This window comes from Saccharopolyspora indica, from assembly GCF_027853965.1.
Lineage (GTDB): Bacteria > Actinomycetota > Actinomycetes > Mycobacteriales > Pseudonocardiaceae > Saccharopolyspora > Saccharopolyspora indica.
This window is the reverse complement of record NZ_JAQGLB010000005.1, coordinates 382160-404639: the sequence shown is the minus strand read 5'-3', so window position 1 is coordinate 404639 and position 22480 is coordinate 382160. Positions and strand designations below refer to the sequence as shown.

Below are 22480 nucleotides of genomic sequence, written 5' to 3'. Positions count from 1 at the left end.
CTCGGGTGCGACGGTTTTGCTCAGCGTGCACGGCGAACTGGGGGAGGGACCGTGAGCGGACATTCGCTGTCGCTGGCGATCAACGGCCGGGAGCGGCTGCTGGCCGACCGGCTGATCGCCTTCGAACCGGCCGCGCCGGAACGCACCGAGACGGTGGCGGTCGTCGGGCTGGGCTACGTCGGGCTGCCCACCGCCTGCGCGCTGCACGACGCCACCACGCAGGTCATCGGGTTCGACATCAGCCAGCAGCGGCTCCGCGAGATCGAGACCGGCGAGGTGGACCTGCCCGCCGAGGAGCGGCGCGAGCTGGCCGCCGCGCTGGGCGGTGGCGGGCTGGCGCTGACCAGCGATCCTGCCGCGCTGGCCGCGGCGGACGCGGTCATCGTGTGCGTGCCGACGCCGGTCGACGCCGCGCGGACGCCGGATCTGGCCGCGCTGCGCGCGGCGTGCCGCACCGTCGTGGCGCACGCCCGGCCCGAGCAGGTGATCATCCTGACCTCGACGACCTACGTCGGCACCACCCGCCAGCTGCTCGTGGAGCCGCTGCGGGAGCGCGGTCTGCGGGTCGGCGAGGAGGTGCACGTGGCGTTCAGCCCGGAGCGCATCGATCCCGGCAACTTCGACCACGTGCAGCGGCGGACGCCGCGGGTCGTCGGCGGTGTCACGCAGCGGTGCGCGCGGCGCGCGGCCGAGGTGGTGCGGCGGATGACCGACCAGGTCTACCTGGTCAGCTCCCCGGAGGCCGCCGAGCTGACCAAGCTCTACGAGAACATCTTCCGCGCGGTGAACCTGGCGCTGGCCAACGAGATCGCCGACGCCTGCTCGGCGCTCGACCTGGACCCGATCGAGGTCACCGTCGCGGCGGGCACCAAGCCCTACGGGTTCCTGGGCAGCTTCCCCGGACCCGGCGTCGGCGGGCACTGCATCCCCTGCGACCCGCACTACCTGCTGTGGCAGCTGGGCAGGCGCGGCCTGTCGGCGCCGCTGATCGAGGAGGCCATGCGCTCGATCGACCGGCGACCGGGCCGGGTGGTGCAGCGGGTGGTGGAGATGCTCGGCGAGGCGGGCATCGACCACTCCGGGGCGCGGGTGCTGCTGGCCGGGGTCAGCTACAAGGCGGGCGTGCGGGACCTGCGGGAGTCCCCGGCGCTGCCGATCCTGGCCGGGCTGCGGCGGCTGGGCATCGACGTGCACTACCACGACCCGCTGCTGCCCGAGATCGAGCTGCCCAGCGGTGCCCGGATGACCAGCGAGCCCGAGCCGCGCGGCCGAGACTGGGACGTCACGGTGATCCACACCGTGCACCCCGGCGCCGACTACGGCTGGGCGCGGGACTGCCCGCGCGTGCTCGACGCGACCTACCAGTTCGACGCCGTGCCGCACCGGCGCGTGTTGTGAGGTGCCGATGTACGACACGACCACTCCTGCCGTGGTGTTCAAGCTCGATCCCAACGTGCTGCACCACGGCGGGCTCGGGGTGATCCGCAGCCTGGGCCGCGCCGGTGTCCCGGTGTACGCGGTGCACGAGGATTCCCTGGCTCCTGCGGCGCATTCGCGGTACGTGCGCGGCCGGTGGCTGTGGAGCCCCGACCCCGGGGACGCCGAGGCGATCCGGTTCGGGCTGATGCGGCTGGCCCAGCGCATCGGGCGCACCGCGGTGCTGATCCCCACCGACGACGCGGCCGCGATCTTCCTGGCCGAGCACGGTGATCCGCTGCGGATGTGGTTCCAGTTCGCCCAGCCGCCGCACGACCTGCCGCGGCGGCTGGCCGGCAAGTACACGATGTACGAGCTGTGCCGTCGGCTGGGCGTGCCGTGCGCGCAGGCGCGCCTGATCCGGGACTGGGAGGAGGCGCTGGAGTTCGCCGACCGGGTGGGCTATCCGCTGGTGGCCAAGCTCGCCACGCCGTGGCGGCCGACCGGCGGCAAGGTGCGCAGCACCACGATCGTCGAGGACGCCGACGAGCTCGCCGCGCTCTACCGGCGGTGCGACGCCGTCGGTGGGCTGATGCTCCAGGAGTTCATCCCCGGCGGGCCCGAGCACGACTGGTTCTTCCACGGCTACTGCGACGCCGATTCGGTGTGCCGCCCGGCGTTCACCGGGGTCAAGGAGCGCTCCTACCCGGCGCACGCCGGGCTGACCAGCCTCGGGCGCTGCGCGGACAACGAACCGCTGCGGCGCTCGGCCACCGCGCTGCTGGCGAAGTTGTCCTACACCGGCATCGTCGACCTGGACTTCCGGTGGGACGACCGCGACCGGCAGTACAAGCTGCTCGACTTCAACCCGCGGCTGGGCGCGCAGTTCCGGCTGTTCCGGGACAGCGCGGGGCTGGACGTGGCGCTGGCGTCCTACCTGGACCTCACCGGGCAACCGGTGCCGGTCGGCAGGCCGGAGGTCGGCCGCCGGTTCCTGGTGGAGAACTACGACCCGATCGCCGCGCTCCGGTACTGGTCGCGCGGCGAGCTCGGATTGCGGGCCTGGGTCGGGTCGCTGCGCCGGGTGCACGAGCGGGCCTGGTTCGCCCGCGACGACCTGCTGCCGTTCGCGCTGATGTGCACCTGGATGGCCTGCCGCGCGGTGTCGCGCCCGTGGCGACGCGGCAAGCCGCACCCGGAACTGGCCGAACCGCAGTACGTCCCGGGCCGCAACTACGACGGCGAACACCTGCAGAAGCGGTGATTCACGCTGTTGGAGACCAGCACAGCGAACCTGCTCAATCGCACCCTCAGGAGAACGCAATGCAACTCAGCTACAAGAAACACCGAACACACAAGATCAACCGCCCAGACGCGACACAACTGAAAGTCGCGGAGAGGTGGACGGGAGTGCGGATGAGGGCTCCGATGCCAACCTGAGTGCTGCTCAACCGCACCTCAGGGGAACGTGATGCAAATCAGCCACAAGAAACTCTGAAAACGTGAGATTAACCGCTCAAACGCGACCACCACTGTGAATCGCGGAGAGGCGGGACTGTGAATTGCGGAGAGGCGGAACAGCTTATGAACGATCTCGTGGACGTGGCCGTTGTGGGCGCCGGGCCCTACGGCCTTTCGCTGGCCGCGCACCTGCGCCGGTCCGGGGTTTCGCACCGGCAGTTCGGGCTGCCGATGAAGCTGTGGCGCGAGCACATGCCGCGCGGCATGTTCCTCAAGTCGCAGGGCTTCGCCTCGAACCTCTCCGACCCCGACGGTGCGCACACGCTGCGCAACTTCTGCCTGGAGAGCGGCAAGCGCTACGCCGACTACGGGATCCCGGTGTCGCTGCAGGACTTCGTGGACTACGGCGAGTGGTTCCAGCAGGGCCGCGGCCTGGAGGTCGAGGAGCAGCTGGTGACCGACGTCGCGCAGCGGCCGGGGTGGTTCGAGCTGACCCTCGACGACGGGGAGCGCGTCGACGCCCGCCAGGTGGTCGTCGCGGTCGGCGTCGAGCACTTCCCGCGGATCCCGGAGGTGCTGGCCGAGCTGCCCGCGGAGCTGTGCACGCACAGCTCGGCGCACGACGACCTCAGCTCGTTCGACGGCCAGGACGTCATCGTGGTCGGCGCCGGGCAGTCGGCGCTGGAGACGGCGGCGCTGCTGCACGAGAACGGCGCGAGGACGCGGCTGGTGGCGCGGCGGCGCCGGCTGAGCTGGAACGGCTACCCGCTGCTGCCGGACCGCTCGCTGTGGCAGCGGATGCGGGAACCGGAGGCCGGTCTGGGCTCGGGGCTGTCCACCTGGTTCTACTCCGAGCACCCGGAGTGGTTCCGGCACCTGCCCGAGCAGGTGCGCATCGAGCGGGCGCGCACCGCGCTGGGCCCGGCGGGCGGCTGGTGGCTGCGGGAACGGGTGGAGGGCTGCTTCCCGGTGCACGTCGGGCACCGGCTGGACTGGGCGAAGGCCACCGGTGACCAGGTTCGGCTGGGCGTGCGGGTCGGCGGGCAGGTGCGCGAGTTCGCCGCCGACCACGTCATCTGCGCCACCGGCTACCCGCCCGCGCTGAGCAGGCTGCGGATGATCGGCTCCGGGCTGCGGTCCTCGATCGCGCTGGTCGGCGGAACTCCGCGGGTGGACGCCGATTTCGAGTCCTCGGTGCCGGGGCTGTACTTCACCGGCCCGATGGTGGCGCCGAGCCACGGCCCGGTCATGCGGTTCGTCTACGGGGCCGACTACGCGGTGCGGCGGATCGCCTCGCGGATCGAGCGGAGCGCGACCCGGCCGCTGGTCGCCGGAGGTGCCGGATGAGCTTGACCGACGCCGCCGCGACCCGGCGACCGCCCGAGGTGCGGCCGCTGCGGCATCGGCGGGTCGGCGGTCGGCTGCTCCCGGCGGCCGACCTGGTCGCGCTGGCGCTGGTCGTGCCGGTCACCGGTGCGCGCTGGCTGCTCGGCGCGGCGTTCGCGCTGCTGGTGCTGCTGGTGCTGGCCGCCCAGGGGCAGCACCGGATGCGGATCTGCTCGCGGGTCTCCGACCAGGTGCCGCAGCTGGCCGTCGCGTCCGGGCTGCCGCTGGTGGTTCTCGCGCCGTGGTCGACCGGCAGCGGGTTGCTCGTGCTCGCCGCCGCGGGGTTCGGCGGGTTGGTGCTGGGCCGCGGGATCTTCTACGCGGTGGTGCGCGGCGGCTACCGGCGCGGGGTGTTCGGCGAGCCGACGCTCGTGATCGGGTCGGGAGCCTTGGCCGCCCGGATCGTCGAAAGCGCTGCGGTGCACCCGGAGCTCGGGTTGCGGACCCTGCTGGCTCGTCCGTCCGAAGTGGATGATCTGGCCGGTTTCACCCGGGTGCTGATCTGCCCGGACGATGCGACCGAGGAGTCGCTGACGGCGCTGATCCGGTCGAACCGGCCGCTGTCCGCCGACGTGTGCGTGGTGCCGAGGCTGCCGGAGATCGGCACGGCCCTGCCCCGCGGCGCGACGGACGAGCTGTGGGGCGTCCCGCTGATCCCGCTGCGTCACTTCAGGGGTTTCGGGGCCAAGCGCGCGTTCGACGTGGTCCTCAGCGGACTGCTGCTGGCCCTGTCCGCGCCGCTGCTGCTGGTGCTGGCCGCGGCGGTGCGGCTGGACAGCCCCGGCCCGGCGTTCTTCCGGCAGCTGCGGGTGACCGGTCCGGGCCGGATGAGCGAGGTGCTCAAGCTGCGGACGGTGCGCACCGGTGCGGCGCAGGGCTGGGCGGTGACCGCCGAGGAGTGCACCGCGCTCGGGAAGTGGCTGCGCCGCACGCACCTCGACGAACTGCCGCAGCTGTTCAACGTGCTGCGCGGCGAGATGTCGCTGGTCGGGCCGAGACCGGAACGACCGCACTACGCCCGGGACTTCGGCCGGGAGATACCGGGCTACCGCGACCGGCACCGGATGCCCGGCGGGATGACCGGGTGGGCGCAGGTGCACGGCCTGCACGGCGACACCTCCATCCCGGACCGGGCGCGCTTCGACAACCAGTACATCGAGCACTGGTCGCCGTGGTGGGACGCGGTGATCGTGCTCCGCACGGCAGCGGTCGTGCTCCGGGCAGCGGTGGCGGCCGGCCTCCGATGGGAGCTCGACGGCCGGCGACCCCGCCACCGGCGCCCGGCACGACCGCGCCGACGACCCGGCGCCCACCGAGTCCCGGGCCGGGGACGGCGGGTGGTCAATTTCGTACGAAATTGACCAGCACCCGGGTGAACGTCAATTTCGTACGAAATTGACACCGCACTGCGTGACGACAGCGATGGGGGAGAGGGATGAAGGTCCTGCACGTGATCACCGGGCTCGGCGTCGGGGGCGCCGAGCTGCAGCTGCGGCAGGTTCTGCAGCACACCAGGCACGACGCCGAGGTGGTGTCGCTGTACAACCCCGGCGACGTGGCCGGGATGATCGCCGGCGACGGCGTGCGGGTGCGCGACCTCGGCATGACGCGCAACACCCAGATCGGCGCCGTGCTGACGCTGCGCGACGTGATCCGCCAAGGTCGCTACGACGTGGTGCACACCCACCTGTACCGGGCCTGCGTGTACGGGCGCCTCGCGGCGCGGCTGGCCGGGACCGGGGTCGTGGTCTCCACCGAGCACTCGATCGGCGAGACCCACCTGGAGCGGCGGCGGATGACGCTCGGCGTGCGCGCCCTGTACCTGGGCACCGACCTGTGCTCGGACGCCACCATCGCGGTCTCCGACACCGTCGCCGACCGGCTGCACAAGTGGGGGATGCCGGCGCGCAAGATCACCGTGATCCCCAACGGCGTCGACTTCCGCCGGGTCGAGTACGACGAGGACGCTCGCGGCAGCGTGCGCCGGGAGCACGGCATCGACCCGGGCGCCCACGTGGTGGGCGTGCTCGGGCGGCTGGACCCCAACAAGCGCTTCGACCTGGTCATCGAGGCGATGGCGCCGCTGCTGGGGCAGCAGACCAAGCTGCTGGTCGTCGGCGACGGGCCGGACCGGGAGCGGCTGGCGGCGGTGGCCCGCGCCCGCGAGGTCGGCGAGCACGTGATCTTCGCCGGGCAGCGGCACGACGTGGCCGCGATGCTCTCCGCGCTCGACCTGTTCGTCGCCTCCTCCGAGCAGGAGACCTTCGGCCTGTCGGTGCTGGAGGCGATGGCCAACGGCGTCCCGGTGCTCTACACGACCTGCCCGGCGCTGGTCGGCATCGACACCGACCGGGCCCGCCAGGTGCCGGGCGATCCGGAGCGGATGCGCGCCGAGATCGCCGCGGAGATCACGGCGGCCCGGCCCCGCGCGGACGAACCCGCGATCCGCGCCCGCTACGGCATCGAGGCGGTCACCGGGCGCATCGACGACCTCTACGCGCAGCTGTGGCGGCGGCGCCGCGCGGGCGTTGCGGCGGGGAGGGCGTGATGCGCGCACTGGTCACCGGCGCTGCCGGTTTCATCGGATCGCACCTGGTCGAGCAGCTGCTGGCCGACGGCCACCAGGTCGTCGGGCTGGACGACCTCAGCACCGGGCAGCTGGCGAACCTGCCGGTCGGGCACCCGGACCTGCGGCTGGTGCCGGGCTCCGTCCTGGACGAGGCGCTGGTCGACGAGGTGATGGCGGGCGCGGACGTGGTGTTCCACCTGGCCGCGGCGGTCGGCGCGTTCGTCATCCAGGAACGCACCCTGCAGGGCCTGCTCACCAACGTGCACGGCACCGAGAACGTGCTCGACGCCGCGCTGCGGCACGGCACCCGCGCGCTGATCGCCTCCACCAGCGAGGTCTACGGCAAGAACACCAAGGTCGGGCTGGTCGAGGGCGACGACCGGATCATCGGATCGCCGCTGAAGTCCCGCTGGACCTACGCCGAGGCCAAGGCCATCGACGAGAGCCTGACCTCCTCCTACGTGCGGGAACTCGGGCTCAGAGCCGTCATCGTCCGGCTGTTCAACACGGTGGGGCCGCGGCAGAGCGGCCGCTACGGGATGGTCATCCCGCGGCTGGTCGGCCAGGCGTTGCAGGGCAGGCCGCTGACCATCTTCGGCACCGGCGAGCAGATCCGCTGCTTCTGCCACGTCGCCGACGTGGTGCCCGCGCTCATCCGGCTGGTGCGGCTGGACCGCGCGCAGGGCATGGCGGTCAACCTCGGCAGCACCGAGCAGGTGTCCATCGAGGACCTGGCGGCGCGGATCCTCGCGATGACCGGCTCGGCCAGCGGCACGATCCACGTGCCCTACGAGGAGGCCTACGGGCCGGGCTACGAGGACATGCAGCGGCGGGTGCCGGACTGCTCGCGAGCCCGGGAGCTGATCGGCTTCCGGCCGCGGCGCAGCCTGGCCGACATCGTCCGCGCGGTGATCGACGAGCAGGCCCGGGCCGGCGAACCGGCCACGGCGTGAGCGGAGGCGACATGCGACGCCGGTTCGTCGAAGCGGTGCGCGAGCACCGGGATCGGCGCGAGCGGTTCGAGGTGCTGCCCACCGGGCCCGGCGCGGCGCACCGGGTGCGCACCTTCAGCAGGCTCGGCGGGTCGATCTGGCTGCTCGCGCTGATCGCGGTGTCGATCCTGGTGGTGGCCTTCCTGGTGGTGCCCCGCGGCGGCGGCCCGGTGGCGCAGAGCCCGGTGGTGGTCGCCTCGCTGCCGTTCTGGAACCTGGGCAACGGCACCGAGATGGTGGTCAAGCACCGGGATTCGGTCAACGAGGTCTCGCCGTGGATCTACGGCCTGGACGCCGACGGCGGCGTGCTGGAGCAGTACCCGCCGGAGCAGACCGCGGAGGTCGGCGGCCGGATCGCGGAGCTGCGCGCGGCGGGGATCCCGATCGTGCCGTCGCTGGCCAACATCACCGACGGCAAGTGGGCCTACGAACCGGTGGCAGCGGTGCTGCACGATCCGGTGCGGCGCCACCGGCACGTCGCCGAGATCGCGGAGCTGGTCGAGCGGGAGAACTACGCGGGCATCGACATCGACTACGAGAACCTGCGCGCCGGCGACCGGCAGGTGTTCAGCGACTTCGTCACCGAGCTCGGCGCGGCGCTGGACGCGGCGGGCAGGACGTTGTCGGTGGCCGTGTTCGCCAAGGACACCGACGCCGGGTACGACGAGCGCAACGTGGCCCAGGACTACGCGGCGATCGGCCGGGCCGCCGACCAGGTCCGGCTGATGGGCTACGACTTCCACTGGAACACCTCGCCGCCCGGAGCGGTCGCGCCGATCGACTGGATCCGGTCGGTGCTCGACTACGCCAAGACCCAGATCCCGCCGGAGCGGATCGTGCTGGGCGTGCCGCTCTACGGCTACGACTGGGTGGCGGGCGGCGAGGGCACCGGAGTGACGTGGCTCAAGGCGTTCCAGCTGGCCACCGAGCACGGCGCGCAGCCGCAGTACGACACCCGGACCCAGTCGCCGTGGTTCCGCTACACCGACGAGCAGGGCCGCGCGCACGAGGTGTGGTTCGAGAACGCGGCCAGTTCCAAGGCGAAGTTCGAGGCGGCGCGCGGCGCGGGCATCGGCGGCGTCTACCTGTGGATGTTCGGCTACGAGGACACCGACACCTGGCACGAGCTCGCGCGCAGCCTGCCGGCGGAGAAGTGACCGGCGGGGGTGGGTGGGATGGTTCCGTGGTGGTTGCTGGCAATCGCGGTCTTCGGCGCCAACTTCGCGCTGTGGGGGATGATCGGCCTGCTGCGGCTGCTCGACGGGTGGCGCACCCGCCGCAGCGCCGTGGTGGACCGGGACCGGTTCGACCGCGAGCTCGGCGTCGACGACGTCGCGGTGCTGATCCCCGCGCACGACGAGGAAGCGGTCATCGCCGACAGCCTGGCGGCGATCACCGCGCTCGTGCCGCCGGAGAACGTGCACGTGGTCTCCGACGGTTCCACCGACCGCACCGTGGAACTGGCCCGCGAGTGCGGCGTGCAGGTGATCAGCACCGCGCGCAACGTCGGCAAGGCCGGTGCGCTCAAGGAGGCGATCCGCCGGTTCGACCTGGTCGCGCGCTTCCCGGTGGTGATGCTGCTGGACGCCGACACCCACGTGCAGCCCGGCTACTTCACCGCCGCGCTGCCGCTGTTCGACGATCCCGAGGTGGTCGCCGTGGCCGGGTGCGTCGAGACGAACTGGCGCGGGCGCGGGCTCGGCCCGATCGGCAAGCTCGTCGCCCTGCACCGGCAGCGGATCTACACCATGACGCAGTACCTGCTGAAGTTCGGCCAGACCTGGCGGCGCACCAACGCCACCCACATCGTGCCCGGCTTCGCCAGCATGTACCGCACCGAGGTGCTGCCGCGCATCGAGGTGAACCCGCCGGGACTGGTCATCGAGGACTTCAACATGACCTTCGAGGTGTACCAGAAGCGGCTCGGCAAGGTCGGTTTCACGCCGTCGGCGGTGGCCGCCACCCAGGATCCCGGCTGCCTCAAGGACTACGTGAAGCAGTGCAAGCGCTGGGCGCTGGGGCTGTGGCAGACGGTGCGGTTGCACCCGCCGCGGGCCAACCTGTTCACCGCCATGCTCGCGTTGCTGCTGCTGGAGATGCTGACCAGCAGCGTGCTCCTGGTGGTGCTGCCGGTGGTGGTCCTGGTGCTCCTGCTTCCGGAGTTGCTGCCGGGACTGCTCCAGGTGCCGGTGTTCGGCGAAGCGCACCAGTTCGTCAGCGGGTTCGCCGCGCCCTCCGCGCTGCTCTTCGGCGTGCTGGTACCGGATCTGCTGCTGACCTGCGTCGTCGCGCTGCTGCACCGCCAACCGCGCTACCTGCTGGTCGGCCTGCTGTTCCTGCCGCTGCGGGTGCTGGACGCGGCGATCGCGCTGTACGCGATTCCCGGCGCATGGCTGACGAAGTCCTCCGGCCGCTGGCGCAGCCCGGCCCGCGCTCCCTCGTGACCGGCGAACAGGCGTTCTCGTGCGCCGGGACGAGGACTCGCGGCCGCGGTTCGGTGATGCTGGGGCGGTGAACGTGCTGCGACTGCTCATGGTGGACGACCACGTGATGCTCGCCGAGGCGCTCGGTGCCAAGCTGGCCGAGCGCAGCGAGCTGTGGGTCGTGGGGCATTGCGCCACCAGCGATCCGCGACTGTCCGATGTGGTCAGACAGGCCCGGCCCGACGTCCTGACGCTGGACGTGGAACCGGCGGGCTCCGGCACCGGGCGCCTGGTGACCCAGGTGCAGCGGATCCGGCCCGGCACGGCGATCGTCGTGCTGACCGGCGCCCGCGAGCCCGACCAGGCCGTCGCGGCGGCCCGTGCGGGCGCCGCCGCCTGGGTGCCCAAGGAGCGGAGCCTCGACGAGCTCACCGAGGTGCTGCTCGGCGTGTGCCGCGGGCGCAGCTGGTACCCGCCGGACCTGCTCGGCCCGGTGCTGCGCGAGCTGCGGGAGGACGCCGTGCGCGCCGGTCAGCGCGACGGCCCGCTGGACGTGCTCAGCGACCGCGAGCGGGACGTGCTGACCGGCATGGTCAACGGCAAGCGCGGCGCGCAGATCGCCGCGGAACTGCTGATCTCGGCCGAGACCGTGCGCACGCACACCCGCAGCATCCTGGCCAAGCTCCAGGTGCACAGCCAGCTCGAAGCGGTCAGCGTCGCCCGCGCGGCGGGGCTGACCGCCGACGAACCGGATCCCGCCAGGTGAGCCTGCGGGTCGCCACCGTCATCACCCGGCTGGAGGGCGGCGCCGGAACGATGGCGCTGCGCGGGGCGGAGGCGCTGGACCCCGACGAGTTCCAGGTGACGGTGATCGCCGGTTCCGGCCGCCTGCTGCCCGCCGCCGAGGTGCCGACGCACGTCGAGCCCGCGCTGCGCGCGCCCATCGCCCCGGCCCACGACCTGCTCGCCCTGCACCGGTTGACCGCCCTGCTGCGGGACTTCGACGTGGTGCACACGCACTGCTCCAAAGCGGGCGCGGTGGGCCGGGTCGCGGCCCGGCGGGCAGGGGTCGACAGGGTGGTGCACACCTTCCACGGCTTCGGCTTCCACCGCTTCCAGCCGGTCCACCGGCGCCGCACCTACATCGAGGTCGAACGCGGCCTCGGCCGCATCACCGACCTCGGGCTGTGCGTCGGAACGGGTGTCGCCGTCGAGGCGCTGCAGCGCGGCCTGCTGCGGCCGGAGCGGATCCGCACGATCGGCGTGGCCGTCGACCACTCCGCACCGCCCCGCACGGCGGCGAGCAGACAGCACGCTCGCCGGTTGCTCGGCCTCGCTCCCGGCGACGTCGTGGTCGGCGCGGTCGGCCGCCTGACCTACCAGAAAGCTCCGGAGCACTTCGTCGCCGCGCTGGCCGCCCTGCGCCGCCCGGGCGTGGTGGGAGTGTGGATCGGCGGCGGCGAGGAGGCCGCGCGGATCCGGGCGCAGGCCGCGGCGGCGGGTGTCCGCCTGGTGCTCACCGGCGAGCGCGACGACGTGGCGCGGCTGCTGCCCGCGTTCGACGTGTTCGCCCTGCCCAGCCGCTACGAAGGGCTGCCGCTGGCGATCGTCGAGGCCATGGTGTGCGGGGTTCCGGTGGTGGCCACCGCCGTCAACGCCGTCGGCGACGTCGTGGCGCCCGGCGAGACCGGGCTCCTCGTGCCACCGCAGCGGCCCGACCTGCTGGCCACCGCGGTGGCCCACCTGATCGACAACCCCGGCCGGGCCGCCCGCCTGGCGGCGACCGCGCGCGCCCGGCTGGACGGACGTCACGAGATCGGGGCGTTGGCAACCGCCCTGGCCGAGGCGTATCGGGCGGAGTGACGCACCGTAGCGACTCGCGACGCGAGCCACACCCGGCACGGCCTGGAAGACCGATGTCCTTCCGCACGTGGAGTAGTCGCACTCCCCGTTCTGCAGCAGCTGCAACACCGCGACTGCAGTAGCCGATGTGCCGGGTAGCACAGACTGCTGGGGGAGAGGAGTCGCTGTGCAGACGATTACCGGAACGGTCCGGGAGCTTCCCGGGCCGCGCAGTTCGCGAGGTGGCGCGGAGTTGCGCAGCCTGCTGCACGACCTCGGGCACGGGCTGGCGACGCTGTCCTACCTCGCGGACGGCTTGCGCGCCGACCCGGGGCTTCCCGGCGACGCGCTGCACCGGCTGCGGCTGATGGAACTGGAGCTGGACCGGCTGGTGCAGCTGGTCGACCTGCGCGAGCCCGGCGAGGAGGCCTTCGCGCTGCGCGAGCTGCTCGCCCAGCTCGTCGCGGTCACCGCGCTGCGCGGACCGGCCGACGTGGTGCTGCTGGAGGGGCCGGAGCTCACCATCCGGACCGACCAGACGCTGCTGTGGCGGATGGTGTCCAACCTGCTGGACAACGCGGTGCGCGCGGCGGGGCGCGGCGGCCGGGTGGTGGTGGCCGTGCGCGAGGTCGTGGGGGAGGTGCGCGTCGAGATCACCGACGACGGACCGGGCTTCGGCAACGGGCCGCGCGGCTCGGCCTCGCTCGGGCTGGGCATCGTGCTGGCGCTGGCGCGGCGCTGCGGCGCCGAACTGAGCGTCGACCCGGCACCCGGCCGCGGAACCTGCGCGCGGCTGGTGTTCCCAGCGCACCTGGAGAGGTGAGCTCCGATGGCGAACCTGGTGCTCGGCGACGACCACGTGATCTTCATCGACGCCCTGGTGGCGACCCTGCCGCGGCACGGCCACCGCATCGTGGGCACCGCGGACAACGTCGGGGCGGTGGTCGCCGCGGTCCGCGCCCAGCGGCCGGACCTGTGCCTGCTGGACCGGTTCTTCGCCGACGGCGACGGCCTGGACGTGATCGGCGAGCTGCTCAGCGCGGGCGGTCACACCCGCGTCCTGGTGCTCACCGCCGACGGCGACGTGCAGGGCATGCGCGCGGCGCTGGGCAAGGGCGCGGCCGGTTACGTGAACAAGATGTGCGGGCTGGCGGTGCTGGCCGGGGCGATCCGCGGCGTGCTGGACGGCGAGGTGGTCGTGGAACTGGCGGCCTCCCGCGCGCCGCGGCTGGCAGGCACCACCGATGCCCGCAGGCTGGCCTCGCACCTGACCGCCCGGGAGCGGCAGTGCCTGCGCATGCTGGTCGACGGCGCGCACACGGCGGCGATGGCCAAGCAGCTGGGGGTGGCGCCGACCACGGTGCGCACGCACGTGCAGTCGGTGCTGACCAAGCTCGGGGTGCACTCCCGGCTCGAAGCGGCATCGTTCGCGATGCGCCACGGACTGCTCGACGACGAGCGGATGCTCGTCGCGGGCTGAGAGCTGGGGGTCCGCGAGTCCCTCCGGGCACCTGCCTGGGAGGGACTCGCGGCCGTTCGGGTGGCGGAGCCCGCTGTTCCGCCTCTCCGCGATTCACAGTGGTGGTTGCGTTTGGCCGGTTTTCGAGGTTTCTTGTGGCTGATCTGCGTCACGTTCCCCCGAGGTGCCGTTGCGCAGGGGGCAGCACACGGACTGCTCTGTTCGCCTCTGTGACTCGCAGCACCGCCTTCTCCGATAATTCGCATCTGAGATGCGGAATATATTAGCGTGCGGGTGTGCAGCTCACGGCGTTCACCGATCTCGCGCTCCGGATCGTGATGCGGCTGGCCGTGCTCGACGAGCACGAGCGGTCGACCACTCGCGCGCTCGCCGAGCAGCTCCGCGTCCGGCCCGCGCACGCCGCGAAGGTCGTGACCGCGCTGCAGAAGCTCGGGCTCGTCGAGACGCAGCGCGGTCGCGCGGGCGGCCTTCGCCTGGCCGCGGGCGCGCAGGAGATCTCGGTCGGGTTCGTCGTCCGCGAGCTGGAAGGTGCGGGAGAGGTCGTGGAGTGCGATGGCGCCAACCCGTGCCCGCTGCGCGGCGGCTGCCGGCTCAGGTCGGCGCTGCGCCAGGCCCAGGAGGCGTTCTTCGCCGCGCTCGAACCGCTGACCATCGCCGACGTCACCGCAGCGCCCACCCGGCGCCTGCTGCTCTCGCTCACCACCGGCCCGCCGAGCTGACGGGCCCCACCCACGAAGGCGATCGCATGCTCTCCTCCGCATCGACCGAGGTCGTCCGCGCCACCCTGCCCGTGATCGGCGCGGCCATCGACGACATCACCCCGGTGTTCTACCGCCGCCTGTTCGCCGCGCACCCCGAGCTGGAGCGCGACCTGTTCAACCGCGGCAACCAGGCCCAGGGCGACCAGCAGCGCGCGCTGGCCGCGGCGATCGCGGGCTACGCCACGCTCCTGGTCGCCGAGCACGGGCCGGACCCGCGAACGGTGCTCACCCGGATCGCGCACAAGCACGCCTCGCTGGGCATCACCGCGGAGCAGTACCCGATCGTCCACGAGCACCTCTTCGCGGCGATCGCCGAAGTCCTCGGCGAGGCGGTCGTGACACCGGAGGTCGCGGCCGCGTGGGACGAGGTCTACTGGCACATGGCGCAGTCGCTCATCGAGACCGAGCGCGGCCTCTACGCCGGAGCCGGGGTGGTGCCGGGCGAGGTGTGGCGCACCCTCGCGGTCCGCCGGAGGAGGCAGGAAGCGCCCGACACGGTGAGCTTCGTGCTGGAAACCCTCGACGGCACGGCACTACCGGCCGCCCGGCCCGGCCAGTACGTCTCGGTCGCGGTCGGGTTGCCCGACGGAGCCCGCCAGATCCGGCAGTACAGCGTCACGCACGTGCCCGACGAGAAGTCCGTGGGCATCTCGGTGAAAGCGGTCCCGGCCGTCCGCTCCGGCGACGCGCTCGTCCCCGCGGGCGAGGTCTCGAACTTCTTGCACGACAACGTCTTCGAGGGTGATGAGCTCCAGGTCTCGGCACCCTTCGGCGAACTGGTCCTGACCGACGGCGAGACCCCGCTGGTCCTCGTCTCCGCGGGCATCGGCATCACCCCGGTCATCTGCTACCTGCACCACCTCCGCCGCACCTCGCCGCACCGGCGAGTGCTCGTGCTGCACGCGGACCGCTCACCGGCCCGCCACGCCCACCGCGCCGAGCTGAAGGCCCTCGTCGCCGAGCTCCCGGCGGCCACCCTGCACCGCTGGTACGAAGACCTCGGCCTCCGCCGCGCCGACACCCACCTGCGCCCAGGCCGCATCGACCTCACCGACGTCGAACTCCCCGCCGACGCGGAGGCCTACCTGTGCGGCCCGCTGCCGTTCATGGCCCACGTCCGCCACCAGCTGATCGACCGAGGCCTGGCCCCCGACCGGATCCACTTCGAGGTGTTCGGCCCGAGCCGAGAACTCCAGAGCGCCTGAGCGCCCCGGTGCCGACGGCGCTCGCCGTGGCGATGGCGGGCGGGGTTGGGGTGGTGACGGAGCCGGTGGAGTGCGGGGCCGGGGCCGGGTTCGAAGCGGTGGGTGGTTGCGTTGGTGGGTGGGGCAGTTTTGCCTGAAATTGCCCACGTTCTTGACGGAGCCTGCGGTGGGGTCCGGAGGCAATTTCAGGCAAAACTGCCCGTGTCACCACCCCGGGTTCCGCCGCACGGTCAGGCATCCGGTTCCCAGGGGTGGTGCTGACCGGGTCTGGGCTTCTGTCGCCACTGTTCGTGTGGTGGTGACATCCGGCGATTTTGCCTGAAACTGGCGTTCCTGCCTGGCCGCACCCTGCGTCGAGAACGTGGCCAGTTTCAGGCAAAATCGCCCCGCGCACCACGCAACCACCCACCGCAGTGCACCCGAACCCAGTCCCGCACCCCACCGGCTCCGTCATCACTCCAACCCCGCCGCGCTATTACCGCCGAACCACCAGCTCCCACACCGGTATCACCGCCGATCGCCAGGTGCCCGCGGTCCGGTCCGCCACCCACGGACACGCACAAGAGCCCCGAAACGCCTGCTCAGAGCCGAACGCAACCACCTCTGCGAATCGCGGAGAGGCGGAACAGTAACGTTGGAACCAGACCTAACGGACTTTGGAGGTGGCGTGGCTCGCGCTCGGAGATTCGGAAGCCTGCTCGCGGCAGCGGCAGTGGCGGTTTCGCTCGCCGGGTGCGCGGCACCACCGCCGCCCGCGGCGCCTCCGGTTCCCCCGGCCGAGCCCGCCGTCGAAGCCGAACCGGCGCTGTCCGAGCTGCCCATGCCGGAGATCCGCAAGGAGCAGGTCCACTCCGCCGCCCGCGGCACCGACACCGAGCTGTACCTGGCCTACCCGACCGGGCTGGAGTCCACCGAGAACCTGCCGGTGGTGCTCTACCTGCACGGCCGCGACGGGGTGAACCCGACGCCGATCCCGTACGACACGCTGGCCTCGCTGGAGCGGCTCTACCACGAGGGCAGGATCCCGGCGTTCGGGTTCGCGGTGGTCGACGGCGGCTACAACCCGTACTGGAACGACGGTTCGGCCAACGGCGACCTCGCCACCATGCTGAACGAGGAACTGCCGGGCTGGCTCGCCGAGCGCGGCTTCGGCGACGCGGAGGGCCTGCCCTTCGCCGCCGCGGGCATCTCCACCGGCGGTTTCGGCGCGCTGACCTACGCCGCGGACCGCAACGTGGCGGGCAAGCCCGTCGCGGCCGTCGCCGAGGTCGCCCCGGCGCTGCAGGTGAGCTGGGAAGGCATGCGGGAGAAGGAGGCCTTCGGCGCCGAGGACGAGTGGCTGGCGGTCGACCCGCTGCACCGCCTCGACGACCTCGGCGACGTGCCGATCGGCGTGTGGACCGGCGACACCGATCCGTTCCTGGACGGCATCGAGCAGCTGATCGACCGGCACCGCAACACCCCGGTGGTCACCTACCTGCCGGGCGGCCACGAGGGTGCGGTGTTCGAGGCGGTCGGCACGGAGTTCGTGGAGTTCCTCGCCGGTTCCCTGCCGCGCAACCACCCCTGACATCCCGGTGATCCGCGACTTCCCTTGAAATCGGACATCCGATTTCAAGGGAAGTCGCGCGTCTGGTCGGCGTGTCGGGGCCCGACATGCCGACGGGCGTCGGGAACCTCCGCGATTTCAGTGGAAATCGGACGCCTGATTTCCACTGAAATCGCGGCGCTTCCGGTCCGGCGGCGGGGGAGGTGGCCGCCGCGTCAGGCCTGGTGCGCGAGCAGGTGCTGGAGCAGCAGGCGGGTGAAGGTGTCCGGGGCCTCTTCCGGGATCCAGTGCGAGACGTCCTCCAGCATCTCGAACCGGTAGGGCCCGGTGACGTGATCGGCGGTGGCCAGCGCCGCGGTCGAACCGATCGCCACGTCCTCGGTGCTCCACACGTACAGCGTCGGCACCTCGACCGGGCCGATCTCGCGGCTGTTGTACCGGGCCGCCCGGTACCAGTTCAGCGCCGCGGTGAGCGCCCCCGGCTCGGTCAGCCGCTGCACGTAGTCGTCGACGTGGTGCTCCGGGACTCCCGGGTAGTAGATCCGCCGGAGCTTCCTGGCGTTGTCGGCCAGCAGCGCCTTCTCCGCGGTGGAGGAGCGGAACTCCTGGATGTACGCCGAGCGGGTGGCCTGGTCCTCGTCGGTGCGCAGCGCCGCGTTGAACGGGTCCGGGTGCGGGACCGACACCGCGGTCAGGGTGCGGATGCGCTCGGGGTGCGCGGCGGCGGTCGTCCAGGCCACCACGGCGCCCCAGTCGTGGCCGACCAGGTCGAAGCGCTCCCAGCCGAAGTGCTCGGCGATGGCCAGCACGTCGTCGACCAGATCCGTCATCCGGTAGTCGGCGACCTGCTGCGGGCGCACGCCGGGGGAGTAGCCGCGCTGGTCCGGCGCGACCGCGAAGCACTCGGCGGCGCCGAGCACCGAGAGCTGCTCGCTCCACTCCACCGCGGCCTCCGGGAAGCCGTGCAGCAGCAGGACCGGGCGGCCGTCCTGCGGGCCGGCGGTCAGGGCGTCGAACTTCCCGGCTGGCGTGGGGATCTGGATGTAGTCGGCCACGGCGGTCACTGTACTGGCCGTGCCGGGTGAGACCGGGAACACAGGGCTGCCCCTTGAGTAGGTGAGGCTTGCCTAATTAGTGTTTCCGCGTTTCACCGGTTGCCGCGGGGGGTGCGTCGGCGGTGCGACGACTGTTCGCCGACGGAGGAGAGAACCGATGATCCAGCGAAGGATCGCGCGCGCCGCCAGCGCGCTGCTGGCGGCCGGTCTGCTGGCCCTGACCGCCGCCTGCGGTGGCGCGGGGACAGCGCCGAGCAGCCCGCCCGCGGATGCGGGGATGGGCTTCCCGCGCACCATCGACACCGCCAAGGGACCGGTGACCATCCCGAAGAAGCCGCAGCGGGTGGTCGTCCTGGACACCGCCGAGCTGGACTCGGTGACGCTGCTGGGCATCCAGCCCGTCGGGGCGATCCCGCCGCACCTGGCCACCGGTGAGGGCTTCCCGTCGTACCTGGCGGACGAGCTGCCCGGAACCACACCGGTCGGGCCCTCGGCCTCGCCGAAGCTGGAGCTGATCGCCTCGCTCAAACCGGACCTGATCCTGTCCAACCGGGTCCGCCACGACGCGCTCTACGACCAGCTGTCCCGGCTCGCTCCGACGGTGCTGACCGAGACGACCGGATTCCCGTGGAAGGAGAACCTGCGGGTGCACGCCGCCGCGCTGGGCGAGGAGGCCGCGGCGGAGGCCGCGCTGCAGCAGTACGAGGCGCGCGCCAAGCGGATCGGCGCGGCGATCACCGCCGGCAACGGCGGTGCTGCGCCGACGGTGTCGGTCACCCGGTTCATGCCGGGCAAGATCAGGCTGTACCAGAAGGCCAGCTTCTCCGGCGTGATCCTCTCCGACGCGGGTCTCCACCGCCCGCCGTCGCAGAACGCCGAGGAGTTCGACAACGAGATCAGCCCGGAGCTGATCGACCAGGCCGACGCCGACGCCGTGTTCGTCACCACTGCGGTGTCGCCGGAGAAGACCCAGCAGAAGGCGGTCGAGGCGAGCGCGCTGTGGACGCGGATGGGCGCGGTCCGCGACAACCGGGTGTTCCCGGTGCCCGACGAGACCTGGATGTCGGGCATCGGCGTTCAGGCGGCCAACCTCGTGCTGACCGACCTGGCCCGCGCCTTCGGCGTGGACCCGGCCTGAGCCGGCGCTGCCGGTACCGGATCACCCGGCGATCCGGTACCCCCAGCTGCCGCGGTGGGTTTCGCCGGGCCGCAGCGTGATCAGGCCGTCGCCGGTGACGAACGCGTTGGGCGCGCAGGTCATCGGCTCCACGGTGATGCCCTGCCGGGCGGGCCGGTCCGCGCTCGGGCTGTCGTCGGTGTAGACCTGCAGGTAGTCGTGCGTGCCGTCGACCCACAGCTCGGCGGTGACGCCGTCCGGCCGGGCGAAGCGCACCACTGCCTCGCCACCGGGACCGCGGCGCAGGTCGGTGAAGGCGGTGTCCATCTCGGTGCCGCCGATCGGCCGGGCGGCGCGGAAGTCGTACCGCGTGCCCTCGACGGAGGCCTTGCCGGTCGGGATCAGGTTGTCGTCGACCAGGTAGTGGGTGCTCGCGGGCAGCTCGAAGGCGATGTCGTCGATGCGGTCGCCGCCCGCGGCCAGGTAGGTGTGGTTGGCGGTGCCGAACGGCGCCGCGGTGCGCCCGACGTTCTTCGCCGTCAGCGTGCTGCGCACCCCGCTGTCGTCCACCGCGAACTCGATCCGGAAGGCCAGCTGGAACGGGTAGCCGTAGGTCGGCGGCAGCAGGTGCTCCAGCTCCACCCGGTCGCGGCGGTGCGCCACGGGCTGCCACTCCACGAAGCTCATCAGCCCGTGCAGCGCGGCGTCGCGCTCCGGCTCGTTGACCGGCACCTGCAGCTCCTGGCCGTCGAAGGTGTAGCGGCCGCCCTCGATGCGGTTGGGCCACGGCAGGATCGTCTTGCCCCGGTAGCCCTCGCCGACCTCGTCGGGGCCGTGCGTGAGCAGCATCTCCCGCCCGTCGAACTGCCACGACAGCAGCGTCGCGGAGACTCCGGCGACCACCGCGCGCTGCTGCCCGGAGCGGATCTCGTACAGCCGGCCGTTGGCGGTCTGCCCGCCACCCGGCGGCCGGGCCGCCGCGGACCCGGCCAGCGCAACGGCTGTGGTCGCTCCAGCTGCGCTGACCAGCGCTGCCCGTCGGCTGAAACCTCGCATCGTGCTTCCTCCGGAGTGGATGGTCAATTTCGCGCGAAATTGACCAGTACCTGGGTGAACGGTCGCGGTGGCGGTCATGCCCGGTCAGCGCGGTGGTCACCCGGGCGGGGCGTCAATTTCGTACGAAATTGACGCTGCCGCGGGTGAACGGAGCGGACTCGGTCACTCGGCGTCACCGGGTCCACAGTGGTCGGTCGTGGTGGGGTGCGCCAGTCAGGGCGTGCCCGCGTCGATGGCCGCCTGGTTCTTCGCGCGGACCGCGGCCAGGTCCGGCTTGAGGATCCGGCGGTCGTAGGTGAGGAAGCCGTTGACCTCGTTCTCCACGTCGGTGGTCTGGGTGTAGATCGCCGCCGCGAGGCCGTTGGCCTCGATGATGCGCACCAGCTCGTCGGCGACCTCGCCGTAGCGGCGGGTCAGCGCCTCCCGGCTGTCGGTCATCTCGTAGGCGCCCGGCTCACCCGGCCACAGGTGGCCCTCCTCGACCAGCCCGAGCCCGCCGTACTCGCCGTCCACCACCGCGCGGCCGTCGCGCACCTCGGGACGGCCCGGCCCGACGTAGGTGTGGTCGTCGTAGATGTCGCCCGCACCGCTGTCGGGCAGCGAGTAGCAGCAGTTGACGCCGCTGCTGATGTCGATCAGGCGGGTGGGGTCGGCCCGCCGGGTCAGCTCGGCGATCTCGGCCGTCTCGAACTCGCCCCAGCCCTCGTTGAACGGCACCCAGGCCACGATCGAGGTGACGCTGCGCAGCTGGTCGATCATGGCGGTCAGCTCGGCGCGGAAGTTGGCGCGCGCCTGCTCGCCCGGCGGCGGGTTGCTGCCCGGCGGGTCGGCGAGGTCGATCGGCAGCGACGGCATGTCCTGCCACACCAGCAGCCCCAGCCGGTCGGTCCAGTAGTACCAGCGGGCCGGTTCGACCTTGACGTGCTTGCGGACCATGTTGAAGCCCAGTTGCTTGGTGACCTCCAGGTCGTAGCGCAGCGCCTCGTCGGTCGGCGCGGTGTAGATGCCGTCCGGCCAGTAGCCCTGGTCCAGCGGCCCGTGCTGGAAGAGGATCTCGCCGTTGAGCGCCAGCCGCGGCCTGCCCTGCTCGTCGGCCCGCAGCTCGACGGTGCGCAGCCCGGCGTAGCTGCCCACCTCGTCGCCGGAACCGGCCAGCCGCACCCTGATGTCGTAGAGGTACGGGTCGTCGGGCGTCCACAGGTGCGGCTCGGCCACCGGCAGCCGCAGCGCCGCACCGGCCTGGCCGGTGGCGCGGGAGACCTCCCGCCCGTCGCGGTCGACGACGACGGCCTCCACCTCCTGCCCGCCGCGGGCCGAGGTGTGCGCGGTGAGGTCGAAGCCGGTCAGGTCCGGCGTGATGTCGAGCTCGGCCACGTGCTCCTGCGGCACCGGTTCCAGCCACACCGTCTGCCAGATGCCCGAGGCACCGGTGTAGAGGATCCCGCCGGGCTCGTTGCGCTGCTTGCCCACCGGGTACGGGTCGGCGTCGTTGCGGTCCGACACGGCCACCACGACCTCCTGCTCGCCGCCGGGGGCGAGGGCGTCGGTGATGTCCGCGCTGAACGCGGTGTAGCCGCCTTCGTGCACCGCCACCGGGCGCCCGTTGACCGACACCTCGGCCTTCTGGTCCACCGCGCCGAAGTGCAGCAGCACGCGCTGCCCGGACCAGTCCGGCGGCAGCTGGAAGGTGCGCCGGTAGAGCATGTGGTCGTCGTGGCGCTGAACGCCCGACAGCCCCGATTCCGGCGGGTACGGCACCAGGATCTGCTCGGTGGTCTGCTCCGGCGGCGTGCTGCCGCCGCCGTAGGCCCACAGCCCGTTGAGGTTGAGCCAGCGCTCCCGGGTCAGCTGCGGGCGCGGGTACTCGGGCAGGGCGTTGTCCGGGCCGACCTCCTCGGTCCACGGCGTGGTCAGCGGCGGCGGTTTCGGCCGCCACGGTTCAGCGGCGGCCACGGGAAGCCCGGAGGACGCCGCGAACAGCGCGGTGAGCAGCAGGGCGCGCAGCAACAAGGTCGCCTCCAACGGGCCTCGAGCGGGACTTCTGGATTCCGCCGCCGGGACGCGGGGCACGCGATCTCGATGGAAATCGCGGCGCGACGGGCGTGGCGGTTCGCGAGCCGGGCGCAGCACCGTTCAGGCCCATGCCGGAACCTCTCCTCACCACCGGG

The 22480-nt window shown here is 72.3% G+C and carries 19 protein-coding genes; 16 read left to right on the top strand and 3 right to left on the bottom strand.

Annotated elements, in window-relative coordinates; genetic code table 11:
* Positions 1 to 51 precede the first annotated feature (51 nt).
* From OU416_RS14905 to OU416_RS14835, 15 genes are all read left to right on the top strand, one after another.
* Positions 52 to 1398: a nucleotide sugar dehydrogenase gene (locus OU416_RS14905; protein ID WP_270927524.1), complete on the top strand. Its 1347-nt coding sequence runs from the start codon at positions 52 to 54 to the stop codon at positions 1396 to 1398.
* 7 nt (positions 1399 to 1405) lie between these two features.
* The gene (locus tag OU416_RS14900) at positions 1406 to 2680 is read left to right on the top strand and encodes a carboxylate--amine ligase (protein ID WP_270927523.1); all 1275 of its coding nucleotides are present in this window, start codon (positions 1406 to 1408) and stop codon (positions 2678 to 2680) included.
* 320 nt (positions 2681 to 3000) lie between these two features.
* On the top strand, positions 3001 to 4224 hold the full coding sequence (locus tag OU416_RS14895; RefSeq protein ID WP_270927522.1) for an NAD(P)-binding domain-containing protein: 1224 nt from the start codon (positions 3001 to 3003) through the stop codon (positions 4222 to 4224).
* Complete coding sequence (locus tag OU416_RS14890) at positions 4221 to 5624, top strand: sugar transferase (protein ID WP_270927521.1); 1404 nt, start codon at positions 4221 to 4223, stop codon at positions 5622 to 5624. The genes OU416_RS14895 and OU416_RS14890 overlap by 4 nt, the downstream gene beginning before the upstream one ends.
* Positions 5625 to 5698: 74 nt before the next feature.
* Complete coding sequence (locus tag OU416_RS14885; protein WP_270927520.1) at positions 5699 to 6811, top strand: glycosyltransferase; 1113 nt, start codon at positions 5699 to 5701, stop codon at positions 6809 to 6811.
* A complete protein-coding gene (locus OU416_RS14880) occupies positions 6811 to 7785 on the top strand; it encodes an NAD-dependent epimerase/dehydratase family protein (protein WP_270927519.1) in 975 nt (324 codons plus the stop codon). The genes OU416_RS14885 and OU416_RS14880 overlap by 1 nt, the downstream gene beginning before the upstream one ends.
* 11 nt (positions 7786 to 7796) lie before the next feature.
* Positions 7797 to 8981: a glycosyl hydrolase family 18 protein gene (locus OU416_RS14875; protein WP_270927518.1), complete on the top strand. Its 1185-nt coding sequence runs from the start codon at positions 7797 to 7799 to the stop codon at positions 8979 to 8981.
* Between the two features lie 18 nt (positions 8982 to 8999).
* A complete protein-coding gene (locus OU416_RS14870; RefSeq protein ID WP_270927517.1) occupies positions 9000 to 10268 on the top strand; it encodes a glycosyltransferase family 2 protein in 1269 nt (422 codons plus the stop codon).
* Between the two features lie 67 nt (positions 10269 to 10335).
* Positions 10336 to 11013: a LuxR C-terminal-related transcriptional regulator gene (locus OU416_RS14865; protein WP_270927516.1), complete on the top strand. Its 678-nt coding sequence runs from the start codon at positions 10336 to 10338 to the stop codon at positions 11011 to 11013.
* Complete coding sequence (locus OU416_RS14860) at positions 11010 to 12110, top strand: glycosyltransferase (protein ID WP_270927515.1); 1101 nt, start codon at positions 11010 to 11012, stop codon at positions 12108 to 12110. Before OU416_RS14865 ends, OU416_RS14860 begins: the two co-directional genes overlap by 4 nt.
* Positions 12111 to 12276: 166 nt before the next feature.
* On the top strand, positions 12277 to 12912 hold the full coding sequence (locus tag OU416_RS14855) for a sensor histidine kinase (RefSeq protein WP_270927514.1): 636 nt from the start codon (positions 12277 to 12279) through the stop codon (positions 12910 to 12912).
* A 6-nt stretch (positions 12913 to 12918) separates the two neighbouring features.
* A complete protein-coding gene (locus OU416_RS14850; protein WP_270927513.1) occupies positions 12919 to 13569 on the top strand; it encodes a LuxR C-terminal-related transcriptional regulator in 651 nt (216 codons plus the stop codon).
* 275 nt (positions 13570 to 13844) lie between these two features.
* The gene (locus OU416_RS14845) at positions 13845 to 14288 is read left to right on the top strand and encodes an RrF2 family transcriptional regulator (RefSeq protein ID WP_270927512.1); all 444 of its coding nucleotides are present in this window, start codon (positions 13845 to 13847) and stop codon (positions 14286 to 14288) included.
* Positions 14289 to 14314: 26 nt separating this feature from the next.
* Entirely contained in the window at positions 14315 to 15535 is a 1221-nt protein-coding gene (locus OU416_RS14840) for a globin domain-containing protein (RefSeq protein ID WP_270927511.1), read from the top strand.
* Positions 15536 to 16202: 667 nt separating this feature from the next.
* The gene (locus OU416_RS14835) at positions 16203 to 17105 is read left to right on the top strand and encodes an alpha/beta hydrolase-fold protein (protein ID WP_270927510.1); all 903 of its coding nucleotides are present in this window, start codon (positions 16203 to 16205) and stop codon (positions 17103 to 17105) included.
* A gap of 194 nt (positions 17106 to 17299) precedes the next feature.
* Here the strand turns inward: OU416_RS14835 and OU416_RS14830 are convergent, their stop codons facing one another.
* Entirely contained in the window at positions 17300 to 18139 is an 840-nt protein-coding gene (locus tag OU416_RS14830) for an alpha/beta fold hydrolase (RefSeq protein WP_270927509.1), read from the bottom strand.
* A gap of 157 nt (positions 18140 to 18296) precedes the next feature.
* Between OU416_RS14830 and OU416_RS14825 the strand changes: the two genes are divergently transcribed.
* Positions 18297 to 19277: an ABC transporter substrate-binding protein gene (locus OU416_RS14825; RefSeq protein ID WP_270927508.1), complete on the top strand. Its 981-nt coding sequence runs from the start codon at positions 18297 to 18299 to the stop codon at positions 19275 to 19277.
* A 21-nt stretch (positions 19278 to 19298) separates the two neighbouring features.
* Here the strand turns inward: OU416_RS14825 and OU416_RS14820 are convergent, their stop codons facing one another.
* Together OU416_RS14820 and OU416_RS14815 are read right to left on the bottom strand one after the other, a co-directional pair.
* Positions 19299 to 20312 carry an aldose 1-epimerase family protein gene (locus OU416_RS14820; RefSeq protein WP_270927507.1) on the bottom strand — a complete coding sequence of 338 codons (1014 nt, stop codon included), beginning with the start codon at positions 20310 to 20312 and terminating at the stop codon, positions 19299 to 19301.
* A 213-nt stretch (positions 20313 to 20525) separates the two neighbouring features.
* The gene (locus tag OU416_RS14815) at positions 20526 to 22322 is read right to left on the bottom strand and encodes a glycoside hydrolase family 2 protein (protein ID WP_270927506.1); all 1797 of its coding nucleotides are present in this window, start codon (positions 22320 to 22322) and stop codon (positions 20526 to 20528) included.
* Positions 22323 to 22480 lie beyond the last annotated feature (158 nt).